The organism is Affinirhizobium capsici, from assembly GCF_977018625.1.
Genome location: NZ_CDRNXD010000004.1, coordinates 2,309,285 through 2,328,276, shown reverse-complemented (window position 1 = coordinate 2,328,276; position 18,992 = coordinate 2,309,285). Strand labels below are relative to the sequence as shown.

Annotated in this window: 23 protein-coding genes and 1 pseudogene; 9 read left to right on the top strand and 15 right to left on the bottom strand. The window is 57.2% G+C overall.

What is annotated here, in order from left to right; translation table 11 throughout:
* Positions 1-2 precede the first annotated feature (2 nt).
* Positions 3-233: pseudogene (locus tag AC0JZ1_RS14535) on the top strand (hypothetical protein); the annotation flags it as partial.
* Positions 234-296: 63 nt separating this feature from the next.
* Here the strand turns inward: AC0JZ1_RS14535 and AC0JZ1_RS14530 are convergent.
* The 4 genes from AC0JZ1_RS14530 to AC0JZ1_RS14515 form a co-directional block, all read right to left on the bottom strand.
* Positions 297-554, bottom strand: a complete 258-nt coding sequence (locus AC0JZ1_RS14530; protein WP_471883046.1) for a BQ00720 family protein — start codon at positions 552-554, stop codon at positions 297-299.
* Between the two features lie 44 nt (positions 555-598).
* The gene (locus tag AC0JZ1_RS14525; protein ID WP_471883045.1) at positions 599-1,027 is read right to left on the bottom strand and encodes an Hsp20 family protein; all 429 of its coding nucleotides are present in this window, start codon (positions 1,025-1,027) and stop codon (positions 599-601) included.
* Positions 1,028-1,143: 116 nt separating this feature from the next.
* Positions 1,144-2,043 carry a ribokinase gene (locus AC0JZ1_RS14520; RefSeq protein WP_471883044.1) on the bottom strand — a complete coding sequence of 300 codons (900 nt, stop codon included), beginning with the start codon at positions 2,041-2,043 and terminating at the stop codon, positions 1,144-1,146.
* Between the two features lie 51 nt (positions 2,044-2,094).
* On the bottom strand, positions 2,095-3,285 hold the full coding sequence (locus tag AC0JZ1_RS14515; protein WP_471883043.1) for a DNA recombination protein RmuC: 1,191 nt from the start codon (positions 3,283-3,285) through the stop codon (positions 2,095-2,097).
* 124 nt (positions 3,286-3,409) lie between these two features.
* Between AC0JZ1_RS14515 and def the strand changes: the two genes are divergently transcribed.
* The 3 genes from def to truA are packed head-to-tail and all read left to right on the top strand — an operon-like array spanning position 3,410 to position 5,664.
* On the top strand, positions 3,410-3,922 hold the full coding sequence (gene def / locus AC0JZ1_RS14510; RefSeq protein WP_471883042.1) for a peptide deformylase: 513 nt from the start codon (positions 3,410-3,412) through the stop codon (positions 3,920-3,922).
* A gap of 60 nt (positions 3,923-3,982) precedes the next feature.
* The gene (gene fmt, locus AC0JZ1_RS14505; RefSeq protein ID WP_471883041.1) at positions 3,983-4,918 is read left to right on the top strand and encodes a methionyl-tRNA formyltransferase; all 936 of its coding nucleotides are present in this window, start codon (positions 3,983-3,985) and stop codon (positions 4,916-4,918) included.
* Positions 4,918-5,664: a tRNA pseudouridine(38-40) synthase TruA gene (truA, locus tag AC0JZ1_RS14500; protein ID WP_471883040.1), complete on the top strand. Its 747-nt coding sequence runs from the start codon at positions 4,918-4,920 to the stop codon at positions 5,662-5,664. The genes fmt and truA overlap by 1 nt, the downstream gene beginning before the upstream one ends.
* A 6-nt stretch (positions 5,665-5,670) precedes the next feature.
* On the opposite strand, the gene AC0JZ1_RS14495 is transcribed toward truA, so the two are convergent.
* The 4 genes from AC0JZ1_RS14495 to dapD are packed head-to-tail and all read right to left on the bottom strand — an operon-like array spanning position 5,671 to position 8,980.
* A complete protein-coding gene (locus tag AC0JZ1_RS14495; protein ID WP_471883039.1) occupies positions 5,671-6,267 on the bottom strand; it encodes a hypothetical protein in 597 nt (198 codons plus the stop codon).
* Between the two features lie 30 nt (positions 6,268-6,297).
* A complete protein-coding gene (locus AC0JZ1_RS14490) occupies positions 6,298-6,909 on the bottom strand; it encodes a hypothetical protein (protein WP_471883038.1) in 612 nt (203 codons plus the stop codon).
* Complete coding sequence (dapE, locus tag AC0JZ1_RS14485; protein ID WP_471883037.1) at positions 6,896-8,089, bottom strand: succinyl-diaminopimelate desuccinylase; 1,194 nt, start codon at positions 8,087-8,089, stop codon at positions 6,896-6,898. The genes AC0JZ1_RS14490 and dapE overlap by 14 nt, the downstream gene beginning before the upstream one ends.
* A 21-nt stretch (positions 8,090-8,110) precedes the next feature.
* Positions 8,111-8,980: a 2,3,4,5-tetrahydropyridine-2,6-dicarboxylate N-succinyltransferase gene (gene dapD, locus AC0JZ1_RS14480; RefSeq protein ID WP_471883036.1), complete on the bottom strand. Its 870-nt coding sequence runs from the start codon at positions 8,978-8,980 to the stop codon at positions 8,111-8,113.
* Positions 8,981-9,126: 146 nt separating this feature from the next.
* On the opposite strand from dapD, the gene AC0JZ1_RS14475 reads away from it, so the two are divergent.
* Complete coding sequence (locus tag AC0JZ1_RS14475; RefSeq protein WP_471883035.1) at positions 9,127-10,005, top strand: LOG family protein; 879 nt, start codon at positions 9,127-9,129, stop codon at positions 10,003-10,005.
* 60 nt (positions 10,006-10,065) lie between these two features.
* Here the strand turns inward: AC0JZ1_RS14475 and AC0JZ1_RS14470 are convergent, their stop codons facing one another.
* Together AC0JZ1_RS14470 and AC0JZ1_RS14465 are read right to left on the bottom strand one after the other, a co-directional pair.
* Positions 10,066-10,782, bottom strand: a complete 717-nt coding sequence (locus tag AC0JZ1_RS14470; RefSeq protein ID WP_471883034.1) for an EF-hand domain-containing protein — start codon at positions 10,780-10,782, stop codon at positions 10,066-10,068.
* A 111-nt stretch (positions 10,783-10,893) separates the two neighbouring features.
* Entirely contained in the window at positions 10,894-11,601 is a 708-nt protein-coding gene (locus AC0JZ1_RS14465) for a pyrimidine 5'-nucleotidase (RefSeq protein ID WP_471883033.1), read from the bottom strand.
* 99 nt (positions 11,602-11,700) lie between these two features.
* Here AC0JZ1_RS14465 and AC0JZ1_RS14460 point away from each other — a divergent pair, with 99 nt between their 5' ends.
* Positions 11,701-12,603, top strand: coding sequence for an EamA family transporter (locus AC0JZ1_RS14460; protein ID WP_471883032.1), 903 nt, complete (start codon positions 11,701-11,703; stop codon positions 12,601-12,603).
* A 58-nt stretch (positions 12,604-12,661) separates the two neighbouring features.
* Here AC0JZ1_RS14460 and argB read toward each other — a convergent pair whose 3' ends face one another.
* Entirely contained in the window at positions 12,662-13,549 is an 888-nt protein-coding gene (argB, locus tag AC0JZ1_RS14455) for an acetylglutamate kinase (protein ID WP_471883031.1), read from the bottom strand.
* Between the two features lie 130 nt (positions 13,550-13,679).
* On the opposite strand from argB, the gene AC0JZ1_RS14450 reads away from it, so the two are divergent.
* From AC0JZ1_RS14450 to AC0JZ1_RS14440, 3 genes are all read left to right on the top strand, one after another.
* Positions 13,680-14,225 (top strand): sigma-70 family RNA polymerase sigma factor, encoded by a 546-nt coding sequence (locus AC0JZ1_RS14450; protein WP_471883030.1) that lies wholly within the window; start codon positions 13,680-13,682, stop codon positions 14,223-14,225.
* On the top strand, positions 14,222-14,956 hold the full coding sequence (locus AC0JZ1_RS14445; RefSeq protein ID WP_471883029.1) for an anti-sigma factor: 735 nt from the start codon (positions 14,222-14,224) through the stop codon (positions 14,954-14,956). The genes AC0JZ1_RS14450 and AC0JZ1_RS14445 overlap by 4 nt, the downstream gene beginning before the upstream one ends.
* 145 nt (positions 14,957-15,101) lie before the next feature.
* A complete protein-coding gene (locus tag AC0JZ1_RS14440; protein WP_471883464.1) occupies positions 15,102-15,659 on the top strand; it encodes a fasciclin domain-containing protein in 558 nt (185 codons plus the stop codon).
* 56 nt (positions 15,660-15,715) lie between these two features.
* Here the strand turns inward: AC0JZ1_RS14440 and yihA are convergent, their stop codons facing one another.
* The 4 genes from yihA to rpmH all read right to left on the bottom strand — a co-directional run bounded on the left by yihA (position 15,716) and on the right by rpmH (position 18,797).
* A complete protein-coding gene (gene yihA / locus AC0JZ1_RS14435; protein WP_471883028.1) occupies positions 15,716-16,375 on the bottom strand; it encodes a ribosome biogenesis GTP-binding protein YihA/YsxC in 660 nt (219 codons plus the stop codon).
* Positions 16,376-16,437: 62 nt separating this feature from the next.
* Entirely contained in the window at positions 16,438-18,240 is a 1,803-nt protein-coding gene (gene yidC / locus AC0JZ1_RS14430; RefSeq protein WP_471883027.1) for a membrane protein insertase YidC, read from the bottom strand.
* Positions 18,240-18,629: a ribonuclease P protein component gene (rnpA, locus tag AC0JZ1_RS14425; RefSeq protein ID WP_471883026.1), complete on the bottom strand. Its 390-nt coding sequence runs from the start codon at positions 18,627-18,629 to the stop codon at positions 18,240-18,242. The genes yidC and rnpA overlap by 1 nt, the downstream gene beginning before the upstream one ends.
* A gap of 33 nt (positions 18,630-18,662) precedes the next feature.
* Entirely contained in the window at positions 18,663-18,797 is a 135-nt protein-coding gene (rpmH, locus tag AC0JZ1_RS14420; RefSeq protein WP_471883025.1) for a 50S ribosomal protein L34, read from the bottom strand.
* Positions 18,798-18,992: the final 195 nt, after the last annotated feature.

Below are 18,992 nucleotides of genomic sequence, written 5' to 3'. Positions count from 1 at the left end.
ACCGGCTCGTCCTGGCAACAGATTGCCTCTCAACACCTTGGGCGGGCGCTGTTGTTACCGAAATTGGTGTCGAATGCGAGCTTTAGCTTGAGATTGAGCTTGCGAGGCTGAGCCCAGAAGAGACCGGTAAATGAGCGAATCTATTGATCAATCTAGGAGATATGGTCGCAGATGGCTGCCGTGTGGCGGATGACGTGGCCAAGAAAAAAACTGTTTTATTCTGCCGCCTGACATCACAACCGGGCATAAGCCTCTGAAGCGGGCCTTCATTGACCCGCTTTTAGTCTCAGCCAATTTTAATGCAGGCTGACCGTGCGAAGATCGTCTTCCGCAGCCTTGAAGAACGTGCTGGAGCGATTGTCTGTCAGCAGGATCGGTGTGCCGTCCGCGCCAAACAGAGCCCAGAGGTCAAGCGTTGGATCGATCTCCGGCGCTTCCGGGAAGCAGCGGCTGATATCTTCGAACCGCATCTTGCGGATATAGCCAACTTCGCCAGCACCCAGATGAGCCAGCTCATTTTCAGTAAGTTTCGCCGTTGCCTGCTTGAGGAGCATGAGTGCCTCCGTCTGTTCTGCTGTGGCCGGGACAGCCACGGAGATCAGTCTGAGACGGAAATATTAATTTTTCGCACCATTCTTTCAGGTTCCGGGCGGATCAAATCAACTGCAAGCAGTCCATTGCGCAATCCCGCACCTGAAACCTGCATTCCATCGGCCAAAACAAACATTCGCTGAAACTGCCGCGCTGCAATTCCGCGATAAAGATACTCCCTCTCGCCGGTTTCAACCTGCCGTCCGCGGATAATCAGTTGATTCTCTTCAATGGTGACGTCCAGATCGTCCTCTGAAAATCCGGCGACGGCCAAGGTGATTCGCAAACGCTCCGGCTCTCCGTTAACGGATGGTCGAAGGCGCTCGATGTTATAGGGGGGATAGCCGTCATTCGCCTTGGCGAGACGCTCCAGTGTCTTTTCCATCGTGTCGAAGCCCAACAGCAGCGGGCTGGCGAAAGGTGTCATACGGCTCATGATACAGTCCTTGAAGACAAGCGACCATTTGCGCACCCACAGAACGGCATGCGCGTGTTTACCCTGAACATATGGGGGCGGGAGAGGCGTCCTGCAAGCGCTCCGGCTGGCTGCTGTCAGAGGCTTTTGTCAACCTCGCCACCGAGGGGGATGGATGGTTGAGCGCCCGCCTTCAGGCAAGCAAGCGAACCAGCCACAGCCGCACGCCGCAAGGCATCGGCAAATGAAAGGCCCTTGTCCAGGCTGGCGGCCAAATAGCCACAGAAGGTATCGCCCGCACCTACCGTGTCGACCGGTGTGATCTTCAAGCCTGAGGCTCGCAGCAATTCACCCTCATGCAGGGCAACAACACCGTCTGCACCAAGTGTCACGACGAGCGACTGACCTGTTTCGGCAGCGAGTGCGCGCATGGCCTCGATACGTTCCTCAGTGGAAAGACCGTGGCGACCGATCAGCAGTTCAAATTCGGTTTCGTTCGAGACGAGGATGCTTGCAAGGCGCGACAGGCGGATCGCATCGTCCGTCAGCGGAGCAGTGTTGAAAATCGTGGTGACGCCCTTCGTCCGGGCCGAGGTCATCGCGTTCTCAACAGCTTCAGCTGGCACTTCCATTTGCAGCATCAGCAGATCGCCCGCATTCATCGAGGTTACGGCCTGTTCGGCATCAGGGGCGGAAACCGTGCCATTGGCACCCGGCACCACCGCAATCATGTTCTCGCCATCGCCACCAACCAGAATAAGCGCCGTTCCGGTAGGCTGATCAACCGGCTTAACCGCTTCAAGGAAAACGCCTGCTTGCTTCAAAAGTGCAAGAGCCGGTTCAGCAAAACCATCGCGTCCAACCGCTCCCACCATGCGAACCTGTGCACCCGCACGTTGCGCCGCCAGCGCCTGATTTGCGCCCTTGCCGCCTGCTGCCGTTGAAAAATCCTGTCCGGCGACGGTTTCGCCGGGCTTCGGCAGGCGTGCGGTGGTGGCAATGAGATCCATGTTGATGGAGCCGAAAACGGTAATCATGAAAATTCAGCCTGTTTATGAGAATATCGTGCGCGGACACTGCCCATCCGATCAATCCTCGTCAACCACCCTTAACTTGAGCATGCCGGTGCGGCTCTCCACGCCACGATTTTCCTGTGGGGGGAGGGGCAGTTCCGCCTGCCGCTCGCTTTCCAGATCAAGTGCCGAGATGCGCCCGCCACGCTTTTGCAGTTTGTCGGAGGAGGTGAGGATCTGCTCCACATCCTTCTGTGCTGCGGCAAAATGCGATTGCAGCTTGCGTGTGCGCTCATCCAGGCGCCCGAGATCTTCCATGAGAAACGCAAGCTCCCCTTGGATCAGGTGAGCCTGTTCCCGCATACGCTGGTCCTTTAGCACGGCTTGAATGACCTGTATGGACAGCATCAGCAGCGATGGAGACACGATGACTATGCGGGAGCGCTGCGCCTTGGCGATGCAGCCTTCGAAGTGTTCGTGGATTTCGGCAAAGATCGATTCGGATGGCACAAACAGAAATGCAGTATCCTGCGTTTCCCCTGATAGGAGATATTTATCGGCAATATCACCAATGTGCTTTTCCAGGTCGCGGCGGAATTGTTGCCCGGCAATGCGCTTCAAATCCGCTTGTGGTGCATCTCGGAAAGAGTGCCAGGCTTCCAAGGGAAACTTTGCATCCACCACCAATGGCGGTGCATCATTTGGCATATTGATCAGGCAATCCGGGCGCATGCCATTGGAGAGAGTGGCCTGAAAGCGGTAGCTGCCTTTGGGCAGCGCATCGGCGATGATGGTTTCCATTCGTCCCTGCCCGAAAGCGCCGCGCGTCTGCTTGTTGGACAAAATGGCCTGAAGACCCACCACATCCTTGGCAAGTGACTGGATGTTGTTCTGGGCCGCATCGATTACCGCGAGCCGTTCCTGCAACACCCGAAGATTGTCGTGGGTGCTCTTGGTCTGTTCGGCAATGCTGCTGCCAAGGCGATGCGCCATGCCATCCAGTCTTTGGTTGACGCCGCGATTGAGTTCCGACTGCCGCGCCGCAAGCGCCTCGGTCATGGCAGAAACGCGGCCCTGCATTTCCACCTGGGCTCGCATCAGTTCCGCAAAGCGCTGGTCCATCTCGTCGCTTCCGCTTTGGCCTCGGCGCAAAAACAGCCAGGCAAAAACGAGCCCCACGGCCAGACCGAGGCTGAGAAGAATAAAGCCGTCGCCCGCAAGCAGGCCTATAAGCCGGTCGAAAAATGAAGCGCTCTGGTTTTGCATGCCCGCAGACTAGAGAAACTCGCAGGCCTTGGGAAGATCAAAACAAGAACAAACGACGATTTCTGCCGGTTTGGCGCTTTACCGGATGTTCCCTATCGCAAAAAGATCAGTTATGGGGATGCGCATGACCATCAAGCCTCTCATCATTCTCCCGGACCCCCTTCTGCGTCAGGTATCGCAGCCCATCGAGCAGGTGGATTCCGATGTTTTGAAGCTCGCCGATGACATGCTGGAAACCATGTACGATGCACCCGGCATCGGCCTGGCTGGCATCCAGATCGGCGTTGCACGCCGTATTCTCGTGGTGGATGTATCGAAGGAAGGGGATGAGAAAAACCCGCTCGTCATCATCAATCCGGAGATTGTTGCCTCCACTGATGCACGCTCGGTTTATGAGGAAGGCTGCCTGTCCATTCCTGAATATTATGCTGAGGTTGAACGCCCGGCCGGCGTCACCGTCAAGCATATTGGCCGCGACGGCAAGGAACATCTCCTGGAAGCAGACGGGCTGCTTGCGACCTGCCTCCAGCATGAAATCGATCATTTGAATGGCGTCCTCTTCATCGATTACATTTCGCGCTTGAAACGTGAGATGGTCATCAAGAGGTTCACCAAGGCAGCGCGCAGCAAGATCTGATTGAAATGAGCGCGCATCGCGTGCTGCGCATTCGTGCCTGCGCATGAAGGAGTTCGCGCCATGGCGCTTCGAGTAATTTTCATGGGAACGCCGGATTTTTCCGTTGCCACGCTAAAAGCGCTGGCCGAAGCGGGCCATGACATTGTAGCGGTCTATACCCAACCGCCAAGGCCCGGCGGTCGCCGCGGGCTGGACCTGCAGAAATCTCCCGTGCATCAGGCCGCTGAAGCGCTGGGCATTCCGGTTCTCACGCCTCTCAATTTCAAGCAAGCAGAAGATCGCCAGCGCTTTCGCGAATTCGGTGCGGATGTTGCTGTTGTTGTGGCCTATGGGCTGTTGCTGCCGGTCGATGTTCTGGAAGGCACGGGGCTTGGCGCTTATAATGGCCATGCCTCGCTTCTGCCGCGCTGGCGAGGGGCCGCCCCCATTCAACGTGCCATCATGGCTGGAGATGCCAAAACCGGCATGATGGTGATGAAAATGGAAAAGGGGCTGGATACAGGGCCCGTTGCCATCACGCGCGAGGTTAGCATCGAACCGGATATGACCGCCGGGGAACTGCATGACGCTCTGATGGCTGTTGGTGCGAGCGCCATGGTTGAGGCTATGGCAAAGCTGGAAGAGGGTAATCTTCCATTGGTTCCACAGGCAGAGGAAGGCGTTCTCTACGCCTCCAAAATCGACAAGGGTGAAACACGCATCGATTTCAGCCGTAGCGCTGCCGAAGTGCACAATCACATTCGCGGTCTTTCCCCCTTTCCTGGTGCCTGGTTCGAAGCTGAACTGAACGGCAAGCCGGAGCGCATCAAGGTGTTGGCGAGCCAAGTGGCGGACGGCGAGGGAGAATCCGGAACCGTACTTGATGCTCAACTGACCATCGCTTGCGGCACAGGTTCTATCCGCCTATTGCGGCTTCAAAAAGCAGGTGGCAAGGCACTGGACGCTTCTGAGTTTCTTCGTGGAACGACCTTTGCCAAAGGCGCGAGGGTCGGCTGATGCCACGCTTCAAAATGACCGTGGAATATGATGGCACGCCCTATGTTGGTTGGCAAAAACAGGAGAATGGCCATTCCGTGCAGGCCGCACTGGAAGGTGCCATTCTCTCGCTAACGCAGGAGACGGTGACGATACGCGGCGCAGGGCGCACGGATTCCGGTGTTCATGCGCTTGGACAAGTCGTCCATGCCGATCTTTCGCGCGAGTGGGCTCCGCACAAACTCCGCAATGCCGTCAATGCGCATTTGATGATGAGAGAGGAGAAGGTCTCCGTGCTGGAGGTCGAGCGCGTATCGGATGATTTCGATGCGCGATTTTCAGCGCTTCGCCGTCATTATCTCTACCGTGTCATCAGCCGTCGCTCACCTTTGGCGGTCGAGGCCAAACGTGCATGGTGGGTGTCTAAGGATCTCGATCACGAGGCCATGCATGCGGCGGCGCAAATGCTTGTCGGCCATCATGATTTTACAACCTTCCGCTCGGTTCATTGTCAGGCAAAAAGCCCCGTCAGAACGCTCGACCGGCTGGATGTCACGCGCACTGGTGAATTGATCGAAATCCGCGCTTCGGCGCAAAGCTTCCTGCATAACCAAATCCGCTCGTTCGCAGGCACGCTTAAGCTTGCTGGTGAAGGAAAGATGTCCCCGGACGATGTTCGAGCAGCTTTGGAAGCGCGCGATCGCGCAGCCTGCGGCCCGGTTGCTCCACCGGACGGTTTGTATTTCATGCAGGTCGATTATCCCTAGGCTGCATCAGCCGGGGTAAACGTCGAGGAACTTCTCCAACGCGTCGGATATGAGCAGTGACGGCACGATCAGCACCATTGTGAGGGCCGTGATCGTCAAGCCGTGCGGCCCGATGACCATGCGGAACACCCGCGAAAGGCTGACGATGAGCGCCACGATGGCAGCAAGCCAGACGAGTGCAATAATGCCCGTGAGGCCGGGTGCGACCACCAGCAGCAGGCTGAGCACGCCGTATAGATAAGAAAACGGTAGCGACATCCAATTGGCGGTAAATACCACAGCCGGAAAATGTTTGCCGAGCCCCATGATCAGCACCAGGAGCCCCGCCAGCACCAGCGGCAAAAGCCAATTCGTGGCCTCCAACATGCCCATGCGCAAAAAGAAGATGCCGCCCAGCTTGTAATCAGGCGGCAGCGTTTCCAGCACCGCCAGTCTCCACCAGATCCAGGAAAAGCCGATGGCTGGCAGGCACCAGACAATAGACCAGAATGAACGCATCATCCCGCGGTCGGAAAAATCCACATAGGCAAGGCCGGTGCGGTCTCCTTTGACCAGCAGCCAAAGGCCGATCAGGTAAAGTCTGACTTCAGTGATGGACGGCAAGCGACATGCTCCGGGAGGAAAGTTGTAGCATTAGGGAATAGTCAATCGCATCGAAGATTCAAGGGCGTGGGCCACCCAAAGTGACGAGATGCCAACGAGAAAGATATAGCCTGCTCGCTTAGCTCCGTGGCCTCCAGCGACCGTCGCCAGGATACGCCATATGAGAAGCAGCAGACTTACAGTGACTGCAAGAAGCAGCGAAATCTGCAACAGCCAGGAAATCACGGTTTGGCCACTCGTGAGCAAAAGCAGCGGGTAGACAAGACCATACACGATGTAAAGTAGTGGAATACTTCCCCAATTGACCATGACAATGATCAATCGCAACAAAGGTCGAAGCCCGAGTGCAAAGCCAAAGACGCAGATGCTGAGGAGCAGGCTGAGCCAGCCGCCGATCTGCATGAAAAGCGATTGAAACAGGAAGGTAATATTTGACCGACCGAGATCCGGGGAAATTGCCAGGTAATTGACGCGCGCAAGGACGGCGTGAATGAGAAATGCTGGCAAGTAATAAACGAAAGCCCAGAACGAGAGTATGACGCCACGATCGGTTATATCGAAAGCCGATAGGCCTCTGGCATCGCCTTTGGCAAGTTGCCAAAGCGCCAACCACTGCGGGCGAATTTTCTCAAGAGGTGGCATTCCCGAACCAACGCTCGATGAACAGGGAATAGATACCTGTAAGGTCTTCTAGATCCTTCACCGCCACCCGCTCATCCACCATGTGCATGGTCTGGCCCACAAGGCCAAACTCCACCACCGGGCAGTAATCCTTGATGAAGCGGGCATCCGAAGTGCCGCCGGTTGTTGAAAGTACTGGCGTCTGGCCCGTCTTTGCCTCAATCGCAGCCGATAGCGAGGAAATAAGCGCATCATCGCGGGTCAGAAAAACATGGCTTGGCCGCTCGGACCAGACAATCTCATAGCGCATAGGCTGGCGACCGGGCCGCAAGGTCTCGTTCGCCGCTGCCTGTTCCAACCGCTTTAAAAGTTCCGCCTGCAGGCTTTCCGCGCTCCAGGTATCGTTGAAGCGAACATTGAAGCTGAAGGTAGCCTTCGCAGCAATGACGTTCGTTGCCGGATTGCCGGTGTCGATGGAGGTGACTTCCAGATTGGTCGGCGGAAACTGCTCCGTTCCGTGGTCAAGCGGCGGATACATCAAGCCTTGCGCCATGACAGCCACGGTGCGAAGCGGGTTGTCGGCCAGATGCGGATAGGCCACATGGCCTTGAACACCGTGAACGGTGACGGTGCCGGAGATCGAGCCGCGACGGCCAATCTTGATCATGTCACCCAGGCGATCCGGGTTCGTCGGCTCGCCCACAATGCAGGCATCCCAGCGCTCGCCGCGTTCGGCTGCCCATTGCAGCAGTTTCACCGTCCCGTTTATTGCCGGGCCTTCCTCGTCTCCAGTGATAAGGAAGGAGATGGAGCCCTTCGGTGCGCCGTGCTGCTCTATGTGGCGGGCAACCGCTGCGACGAAGCAGGCAATGCCGCCCTTCATGTCCACAGCGCCGCGCCCGAACATCATGCCATCGGCAATGTCCGCTGCAAACGGCGGGTGCGTCCATGCGGCCTCATCGCCCACCGGTACCACATCGGTGTGTCCGGCAAACATCAGGTGCGGGCCGGATGTGCCAAGCCGCGCATAGAGGTTTTCAATGTCCGGTGTGCCTGCTTCACTTGCCACCATGCGGTGGATCGAAAAGCCCAGTGGCTCCAGCATGGCCGCCAGTTCCGTCAGCGCGCCGCCTTCCTTCGGGGTTACCGAAGGGCAGCGGATCAGGGTCTCGAGGTTGCGGACGGGATCGGTGGCGGCCATGGCTATGCTCTTTTTGAGGTATTAATCGCGCAACAATTCGTTGATGCCGGTTTTGGAGCGGGTCTTTTCATCGACGCGCTTTACGATCACCGCGCAGTAGAGGTGCGGCGCGGGCTGGCCATTGCCCATGGTGGCATTGCCGGAGGGCATGGAGCCCGCCACGACGACCGAGTAGGGCGGAACTTCGCCGTAGGAGACTTCGCCGGTGGCGCGGTCGACGATCTTGGTTGACTTGCCGATATAGACGCCCATGCCAAGAACGGAGCCTTCGCGAATGATGCAGCCTTCCACCACTTCGGAGCGGGCACCGATGAAGCAATTGTCTTCGATGATGGTAGGGCCTGCCTGCATCGGCTCCAGAACGCCACCAATGCCAACGCCGCCGGAGAGGTGAACATGCTTGCCGATCTGGGCGCAGGAGCCAACGGTTGCCCAGGTATCCACCATGGTGCCTTCACCGACATAAGCGCCGAGGTTGACGAAGGAAGGCATCAAGACAACGCTTGGCGCGATATAGGCAGAGCGGCGAACAACTGCGTTGGGCACGGCGCGGAAACCGGCGCTGCGGAATTCGCTTTCGCCCCAGCCTTCGAATTTGGAAGGCACCTTGTCCCACCAGGTGGAATTGCCCGGACCACCCTTCACGACCTCCATGTCGTTGAGGCGGAAGGAGAGAAGCACGGCCTTTTTCAGCCACTGATGGACAGTCCAGTTGCCATCGGCGCCGCGTGTTGCCACGCGCAACTTGCCGCTGTCGAGCAGGTTCAGCGCTTCATCCACGCCATCGCGGATCTCGCCCTTGGTGCTGGTGCTGACGCTGTCACGCTCATCGAAGGCTTTTTCGATGATGGCTTCGAGTGAGGAGTAATCCTGGCTCACAGTGCTGGTCATGGGAGTTCCTAGTCTATCAGGCAGATCGTGATTGAGTGGAAGGTCTGTGCCGACTGGCAAAATAGTGCCTTTTGCTCTATGCGAGCGTCTCAAATGCGTCAATCTGAATTGGCGTTTCACTGATTCGGATAAAGAGGAAAAGCGGTATGGCAGATACGGGCGACGAGCGGAAAATGCGCCGCAACGATGGTGTGTGGGACCCGCTGAAAGCTAGCTCCGTTGATAAGCTTCGAGCCCGCAAAATTCCAAAAACCCCGCAATCGGAATCGCCCGCCTATCGGCTTGCCTATGTGGATGAGGATTTCCTTTGCCGTCAGGAATTGCGCCCCGTTCGCCTGCAACTGGAGCTGCTAAAGCCGGAAATGCTGCTGACGGAAATGGGCATCAAGTCCACTGTCGTGCTGTTCGGTGGTGCACGTATTCCCGCGCCTGGCACCGAGCCTTGGGCTGCCAAGAACGAGGTTCAGCGGGAAAATCTCAAACAGGCCTCTGTTTTTTATGAAGAGGCGCGCAAGTTCGCGGGCCTTTGCGCAAAACATTCCGCAACGCTCGATCATCATGAATTCGTGGTGGTCACGGGCGGTGGTCCGGGTGTGATGGAGGCCGGTAACCGGGGTGCCGCAGAAGCAGGCGCGCCGACGATTGGCCTCAACATTCTCCTGCCGCACGAACAGGCACCGAACGAATACGTCACGCCGGAGTTGAGCTTCAACTTCCACTACTTTGCCATTCGCAAAATGCACTTCCTCATGCGGGCGCGGGCGATTGCGGTATTCCCCGGTGGTTTTGGCACGCTGGATGAATTGTTCGAGGCACTGACGCTGATCCAGACGCGGCGCATGGAGCGCATCCCGCTCATTTTGTTTGCCAAGGAATTCTGGCACCGAATCATCGATTTTCAATCGCTGGCCGATTTCGGCACGATCGCGCCGGAAGACATGGAGCTGATCAATTTCGTTGAGACGGCAGAACAGGCCTGGGACGTGATTGCCGATTTCTATAAGCTCGAGCGCGTTTCCGCATGATACGAAAAAGCCTGCCCCGCGGCGGTGGGGCAGGCTCTCTGTTCGCCCTGAGAGAGGCGATTACAGCGGGCGATCCGGCATGTCGTCTATGGAGATGACGCCATCCTTGTTGCGATCCAGACGGTCGAACAGTTTGTTCGCAGCAGCCGTTGCTTCCTCGCGACTGATCTGACCATTCTCATCCGTATCGGCAAAGCGGAAGATGCCGGCACTCATCATGCCGTGTCGCATGCCGGCGCGAGGGCCATCTCTGCCAGGGCCACGCTCGCCCATTTCACGCGGACCGTGTTTTGGGCCAGGGCCATCCTTGCCTGGTGGCGGTGGGGGAGGTGCATCCTTGCCAGGCGGCGGTGGTGGGGGAGCATCTGCGCCGGGTGGTGGCGGCGGTGCGGCCGCATCAGGTGCCATGTCATCCTGGTCGTCATCAGCGGCTTCCGCACGCGCCGCCTTGCGCTTCTCGCGCCACTCTTCCATCTTGGCTTCGTGATATTTGCGAAGCTCTCCCGGCGTCAGAATGCCATCCTTGTTCGCGTCTGCCGCGTCAAAAAGTTTGGTCTCATAGGCCGTGAACTCCTCCTTGCTGATCTTGCCGTCCTTGTTGGTATCGGCATCCTTCAGCAGGCGCACGAACATGAGTTCGCGCATGATCCCGGCATGAGGGCCATGTCCGCCAGGGCCACGACCGGGGCCGCCCGGTGCTGCGAAGCTGGCGGGTACCATCGCGCCTACAAGGAATGTTGCGCTCAGCGCCGCAAGCGCAAGTTTCTTGACCGTCATGGGATTGCTTCCTTTCCTTTGTCGGTATGAAACAAAGGTAGGTGCGGTGGCGGACTATCGCCACTTAAAACCCCGTAAGGCTGGGTGAAACTTTGGTAATCTAATCCAGATTCAAGGCAGCAAAGCCTTCAGGAAACTCGCCAGATCATCTGTCAAGAAATCCACATTGGGGTCTTCGTCATCGGCCTGTTCCCAACGCTCAATGACGAAATCCCCCAGATTGCGTGGCACCAGAAGAACAGTCTTCATGCCAAGCGCACGCGGCACTTCCAGATTGCGTGGCAGGTCTTCGAACATGGCCGCATTGCGCGTGTCGATCCGCTTGAGCTGGGTAAATTTGTCATAGGTTTCACCCGCCGGTTTCGGCACGTATTCGGCTGCTACGATATCAAAGATATCGTCGAAATGATCGAGGATGCCGAGCGCTCGCGCTGCCGCTTGCGCATGGGCAACGGTGCCATTGGTAAAGATGAACTTGCGGCCCGGCAAAGCCTTGATCGCTTCTCCCAGCGTGGGGTCCGGCAGCAGCATGGAATAGTCGATAGCATGCGCTCGTTCCAGAAACGCATTGGGATCAATCTTATGATGCAGCATCAGCCCACGCAGCGTTGTGCCATGGTCGTGGTAATAGCGCTTTTGGACCTTGCGCGCCTCTTCCGGCTCCATTTGCAGCAATTCAGAGACGAAGGCCGTCATGTTGCGATCAATCTGCGAGAACAGATTGATGTGGTGCGGATAAAGCGTGTTGTCGAGATCGAACACCCAATCACGGACATGGGCAAATTCGGCGGGCTGTGGCGCGTTGTTAAGCTTTGGCATGGAGGCTTTATGCCTGTTCATCCGAGAAATGAAAAGGGAGAACCGTTTCGTCGCTCCCATGCCTTGGCCACTCTCAGAACTCCGTGATACCCGGAGAGAATGGAACTCTGGATCCCCATCACAATCGCCGCGGCTTTTCTGCAAAATTTGCGGTCTGCCTTGCAGCGCCATCTGCGCACCAGCCTTGGCACGCGCGGTGCCAGTTTCGTGCGCTTCGGCTACGGCTTTCCGATCGCGCTTCTCTATGTGCTCGCCCTGCATTTCTGGGCGGGCTATTCCCTGCCAGCGCTTAATCTCCCCTTTGCCTTCTGGGCCGTCGTTGGCGGCTTGGCGCAAATTTATGCGACCATCATGCTGGTCTACCTGTTTTCCCTGCGCAACTTCACAGTTGGCACCGCCTATTCGAAAACGGAACCCATGCAGGCGGCAGTTTTCGGGCTGATCATCTTGGGCGAAACGCTAAAACTCGGCGTGGTACTTTCCATCATCGTCGGCGTTTTGGGCGTCATGCTGATATCTGTTGCCCGCACGAAGCTCACCATTGGCAACCTATTCGCAGCGCTGTTCAGCCGCACCGCCATGATTGGGATTGCCTCTGGAGGCGTGTTCGGCATTTCTGCCGTGGCATATCGCTCCGCCTCACTTTCTCTGGATGGCCCCAACCCGCTGATGCAGGCCGCTGTCACACTTGTCTGCGTCACCGGCTTTCAAACAGTCTACATGCTGATTTGGATGTTGCTCACGGACCGCAGCGAAATCGGAAGGGTGGTCCGGTCCTGGCGATCGTCATCGCTCGTCGGCATGGCGGGGGTGGTCGGGTCCGCCGGGTGGTTTACTGCCATGACCCTGCAGCAGGTCGCTTATGTGCGTGCGCTAGGGCAGATTGAGCTTGTCTTCACCTTCATTGCCTCGGCGCTCGTTTTCAAGGAACGCGTCAATCGGCTGGAAGTGGCAGGATGCCTGCTTATTCTCACAGGCATCCTTGGGATCGTCGTTCTGTAAAGCATTTCCAGCAAAACGGCTAAGCGGCTTTGCGTACGAAAAATGCGCCAGCCTAGCTTTACGGAACCAGAAGGGTGCCTGCGCCACCTTCGGTGAAGATTTCCAGAAGGACAGAATGCGAGGTCTTGCCGTTGAGGATGACAACGCCCTGCACACCAGCCTTGATGGCGTCGATGCAGGTTTCAACCTTCGGGATCATGCCGCCGGAAATCGTGCCGTCCTTGATAAGCGCCTGCGCCTCAGCAACGGAAAGCTCCTTGATCAGGTTCTTGTCCTTGTCGAGCACACCCGGTACGTCCGTCAGGAACAGCAGGCGGTCAGCCCGCAGCGCACCGGCAATGGCGCCTGCAAATGTATCGGCATTGATGTTGTAAGTCGCGCCATCACGGCCCGGTGCGACCGGTGCGATGACCGGAATCATCTCCGATTTGGCCAGAAGATCCAGCAGGGTGCGGTCTACTTCCACCACTTCGCCGACGAAACCGAGATCAAGAACACGCTCAATATTCGATTCCGGGTCGATCACGGTCTTCTTCGCCTTTTCAGCGAAAACCATGTTGCCATCTTTGCCGCAAAGGCCAATGGCCCATTCACCCGTCTGGTTGATGAGGGCGACAATCTCCTTGTTGATCGAGCCCGCCAGAACCATCTCGACGATCTCAACCGTCTTCTGGTCCGTCACGCGCAGGCCGCCTTCGAACTTGGATTCGATGCCCATTTTGGACAGCATTGCACCGATCTGCGGTCCGCCGCCGTGGACGACGATGGGGTTTACGCCCGATTGCTTCAACAGCGCGATATCTTCCGCGAAAGCCTTGCCGAGAGCCGTATCGCCCATGGCGTGACCACCATATTTCACAACGATGGTCTTGTTCTCGTAACGCTGCATGAAAGGCAACGCCTGTGCCAGCAAGCGGGCCTGCATCTCGCTTTCGGATGGTGACATGAAAATACCTCTGGAATCTCGCGTGCGGCCTTTTAACCCATGTTTTTGACAGAGGAAACAATCCGCGCCCAACAAATGCACGTAGCCAGCGTTAACCTTCCGTCAGTAAATTCTCATTGAGAGGCGATGCATGATCGGTGACGCGGAACTTCCCGAGCTTCTGGCCCGCATTGCCCTGCAGGATCGTGGTGCTTTTCGCGCACTTTATGCAAAAGTGTCTCCGAAACTTTTCGGCGTTTGCCTTCGTCTCTTAAAAGACAGGCATGAAGCAGAAGATGCTTTGCAGGAGGTTTTCGTGAAAATCTGGTATCGCGCAGATCGCTTTTCTGGCTCATCCACCAGTGCCTTGCCGTGGTTAACGGCGGTGGCACGCAATCATTCACTGGACGTTTTGCGCCGCAGGCATCCTTCAACGGATAGTCTGGACGAGGGGGCGGAATGGGATGTCGATCCCTCACCTGATCCTGAGACGAAATGTGTTATCAAAGGTGAGGGCAGACGCATTGACAGGTGCATGCAAGAATTGGATTCTGATCGAGCTGGTGCTGTGCGCGCCGCCTATGTCGATGGCTTGAGCTATCAGGAACTAGCGGATCTTTATGGTGTTCCGTTGAACACCATGCGCACCTGGCTCAGGCGAAGCCTGCTGAAACTCAGAGAGTGCATGAACCAATGAGCAATCCTGACCAGAGCGAAGGAGACCGTGCCCGAGATGAGGTTCTCGCGGGCGAATATGTTCTTGGCGTCCTTTCCAGCGAAAAGAGGCAGAAGGTTGAGCAGCGTTTAAGGCGAGACCGAGCGTTCGCCGCCATCGTAGCGCGATGGGAAGATAACCTTGCGCCATTGGATGAGGCCTATTCGTTGCAGGTGCCTGCCGCAACAGTTCTGCCTTCGATAGAGCATCGTTTGTTTGGTACGACGGAGCGGCCGAGGTCCAGCGCGGCGGTATGGCCGAAGCTGTGGGCATCCGCACCTCTCTGGCGCACGCTGGCCTTCGGGTCCTTTGCCATGCTGATCGGTGTCGTGACCTTTGGTGTTCGCCCACCATCCTCGCCTGCCACCCCAGAACGTCTTCTTCACGCTCAGCTGGAGGGCCACAGCGATAATGTGTTCAGCCTTGCAGCAGACTTTAACCCAGAGAGTGGCAGAATTCGCGTAACTCCAATTGCCAACGGTCAGGCACAGCCGAAATCGCTGGAGCTATGGATGATCCGTGGAAAAGATCCCGCCGTGTCACTGGGTGTGCTGCCGCAAAGCGGCGAGGGCGAGGTTGTCATTCCCGACGCCATGCGCGGCGAACTCACCAGCGGTGTGACTCTCGCTGTGAGCCTTGAGCCGGAAGGCGGCTCACCGAATAAATCACCGACGGGCCCTGTGGTCGCGTCCGGTCAGGTTCGGATGCCCTGAAAGCGCATCCCTCAATCTCAGTCGAAAAAATGCGGCTGAGTGAAACTTTTCTGAAAATGCGCTCGTCCTTCTGTTTGATCCCGATGGTGTGGATCACCCGCGCGGCTCGCCCGCCGGCGTTCGAACGAAGGAAGAGGAAATGTCCATGTTCAAGGTCGTAACCCATACCGTTCTTGCTACCGCCATTCTCGCTGGCTCGACACTCGTGTCGCAAGCCGCGAACCCCAAGGTCGGTGGTGCGGCGATGTACGAAACGAAGAACATCGTCGAAAACGCCGTAAATTCAAAAGATCATACGACACTGGTTGCGGCGGTGAAGGCCGCCGGTCTGGTTGATACGCTTGAAGGCAAGGGCCCCTTCACAGTATTTGCGCCTACCAATGCCGCCTTCGCCAAGCTGCCGAAGGGCACTGTGGATAGCCTTTTGAAGCCGGAGAACAAGGCGCAGCTCACCAAAGTGCTGACCTGCCACGTCGTGGCAGCTGACGTCATGTCCAGTGCACTGGGCAAGATGATCAAGAGCGACGGTGGCGAACACGATGTGAAGACGGTGGGCGGCTGCATCCTCAAGGCGAAGATGAAGGGCAAGAACATTACCCTGACAGATGAGATGGGTGATGTGGCAAAGGTCACCATTGCCGATGTCAAGCAGTCGAATGGCGTGATCCACGTCATCGACCATGTCATGCTGCCGAAGATGTAACTCAGTTCCAACAGTACACGTCAATGCGGGCGAGCGGCTTTTGGCCGCTCGCTTTTTTATTGGCTCTTGCCGACGGTTTTGGCGATTTCAGCGCGCAGCGAATCCAGCCCTTCAGACTTCTCCGAGGATGTGGCTATAACTTCCGGATAAGCGGCAGGGCGCTTGCGTATCTTCTCGACGGTTTCCGCAATCAATCGCGTGACAGCTGGCGGCTTGATCTTGTCGGTCTTGGTCAGCACGATCTGGTAGGACACGGCAGCCTTGTCGAGAAGCGAGAGAACCTCCTCGTCATTCTTCTTCAGCCCGTGACGGCTGTCGATCAGCACATAGACACGCTTCAGCGTGGCGCGACCTCGCAGATAATCGAATACCAGCTTTGTCCAGGCATCCACCTGGTCCTTGGGTGCCTGCGCATAGCCGTAGCCGGGCATATCCACGAGTGCCATGGGGGGAAGGTCATCGCCTTCGCCGGAATAGCCTTCCGGCACAAAGTAATTCAGTTCCTGCGTACGGCCCGGCGTGTTGGAGGTCCGCGCCAGACCTTTCTGGCCCACCAGCGCATTGATGAGCGAGGACTTGCCAACGTTGGAGCGTCCGGCAAAGGCCACTTCCAGCGGGCCTTCGGGCGGCAGGAACTTCATGGAAGGCACGCCACGGATGAAAATCCACGGGCGTCCGAAGAGCGGCAGGTCTGCTTTTGAGATCGTGTCAGTCATTCGTAGCCCTTTACAGAAGTCCCTATACGGAAAGCCCCGGTGCGTGCCGGGGCTTTCGATCTTTACTTTGTCTCGGCCGGCTTTCGCCGGAAGACCTTTTTCAAGTTGTCGAACAATTCGATCTTTGCACCGTGGCGCTTCATGATCAAAGCCTGTTGCGTAATGGATAGCGTATTGTTCCATGCCCAGTAGATCACGAGACCAGCTGGGAAGGATGCCAGCATGAAGGTGAATACCAGCGGCATCCAGGTGAAGATCATCGCCTGGGTCGGGTCTGGCGGCGTCGGGTTCATGCGCATCTGCAGGAACATGGTGATGCCCATGATGATCGGCCATACGCCGATCATCAGCGCATGCGGCACATCGTAAGGCAGAAGGCCGAACAGGTTGAACAGCGATGTCGGGTCCGGCGCAGAGAGGTCCTGAATCCAGCCGAAGAATGGCGCATGGCGCATTTCGATGGTGACGTAGATCACTTTGTACAGCGAGAAGAAGATCGGGATCTGCAAGACCACAGGCCAGCAGCCTGCGATCGGGTTGATCTTCTCTTCCTTGTAAAGCTGCATCATCGCCTGCTGCATGGCCATACGGTCATCGCCATGCTTGGCTTTCAACTCTTCCATCTTTGGCTGCACGCGCTTCATGGCCGCCATAGAAGCATACTGCTTGCTGGCAAGCGGGAAGAACAAGGCCTTCACGACAATGGTGGTGCAGAGGATCGCGACCCCGAAATTGCCGAAGTAGCGGAAGAAGAAGTCCATCAGCTTAAACATCGGCTTGGTGATGAAGTAGAACCAGCCCCAATCGATCAGCAGATCGAAATGCGGAATGGACAAGGACTCCTTGTAACCATCCACGAGCGGTACTTCTTTGGCACCTGCGAAGACAAGGTTCTTCACCTCTGTCGATTGGGCAGGAGCAACCGTGAAGCTGTCGGTCTTGTAATCGGCCTGATAACGCGCCTGGCCATCGGTAAAGTGGGTGAAGCGCGACTCGTAAGGCAGGGTTTGGGCAGGGATCAGCGTTGCTGCCCAGTACTTGTCGGTAATGCCGAGCCAGCCGCCGGTTGCCTTCGGATTGCTTGCCGCTTCCTTCTCGATGCTGCTGTAGCTCTTCTCGCTCAGGCCAGCTTCAGCGCCGATCACGCCCAGAAAGCCCTCATGAATAACATAGACGGACGGATGGTCCGGCTTGTTGTAGCGCGTGACGCGGCCATAGGAGGAAAGGTTGATCGGTGCGCCGGAGCCATTTTCAATCTTGTCCGTCACTGTCAGCATGTAATGCTCATCGACGGAGATCGTACGGTTGAAGACCACACCCTTTTCGTTGGTGAAGGTCAGCGTCACCGGGGTCTGAACGGTCAGTTTTGCGTCTGCAGGTGCTGTCCAAACGGTTGTGGGCCCGGGAACTGCGCCCGTTTCAGCGCTACCGATATAGCCCAGTTCCGTAAAGTAACCATCGCGCGTGTCGGCGGGCGAAAAGAGCGTGATGGTCGGGCTCTTCGGATCGACAGTCTCATGATAATCGCGAAGGTGCAGGTCGTCGAAACGCGCGCCGGTGAGGTTGATGGAGCCAGACAGGGCAGGCGTATCGATGGTTATGCGCGGTGTCTTGGCCAGTGCTTCCTCGCGCGTTGCCTGTGCCTGCGCCTGAACATTTCCGGGAAGCGTGCCATTCGGCTGCGCACCGCTTTGCGCGCCGGGGCTTTCCGGCTGAATCACCTGGCTTTGGCCCTGCTGGGCCTTCAGGGACTCTTCCGCACGGCGTTGAGCTTCGATCCTCGGGTTCATGTAGAGGAACTGCCAGGCAAGAACGATCACCACTGAAAGCGCGATCGCGATGAAGTAATTACGGTTCTTTTCCATCATGCTTTCCTGGAACGGGTCCCCTCGGACCGCTTGTGTTTCGGCTTGCTTTCCAACCGTGCGGAAAGCGCCGATGTCATTTCGGCAAAGGACGCGGTGAGAACGTCGCGACGTGCAACGATGACGTAATCGTGACCGTTTTTCATCGCTGACCCTGCCTCTTGCCGCACCGCTTCACGCAAGCGCCGTTTCATCCGGTTGCGCTCGACGGCATTGCCTTGTTTTTTGGTGACCGTGAAGCCGACACGCGGCTCGGTTTCGGCCTCCTTACGATCCAGTACTTCCACCAGAAAGAACGGACCACGGCGTTTTTCACCGTTTCTAACAGCAAGAAACTGCGGCCGGTTTTTCAACCGCCCGACAGTTCGCTTTTTTGTGTCTTTCGACATCATCGCCCGTCATTCTCCCGGGCAAGCCGGCAATTAAGCCGACAGGCGGTTGCGGCCACGTGCGCGACGAGCAGCAAGAACCTTGCGGCCGCCAGCGGTAGCCATGCGGGCGCGGAAGCCGTGACGACGCTTGCGAACAAGCTTGGACGGTTGGTAGGTACGCTTCATTTTTTTAACACCGCGGTGTGCGGCCCTTCTTGAATTTGCCCCTCGCGGGGCAAGAGCGTTGCTGAAAACGGTACGGCATGGAAACGCGCTTGCGCGCGCTGTAAAAGCCGTACAACGCGGGGCTTATAAGGGCATAGGCTTCGTAAAGTCAATTGCTCGGACCACGCACCCAGGTCAGGCGGGCACTCTGGTTAC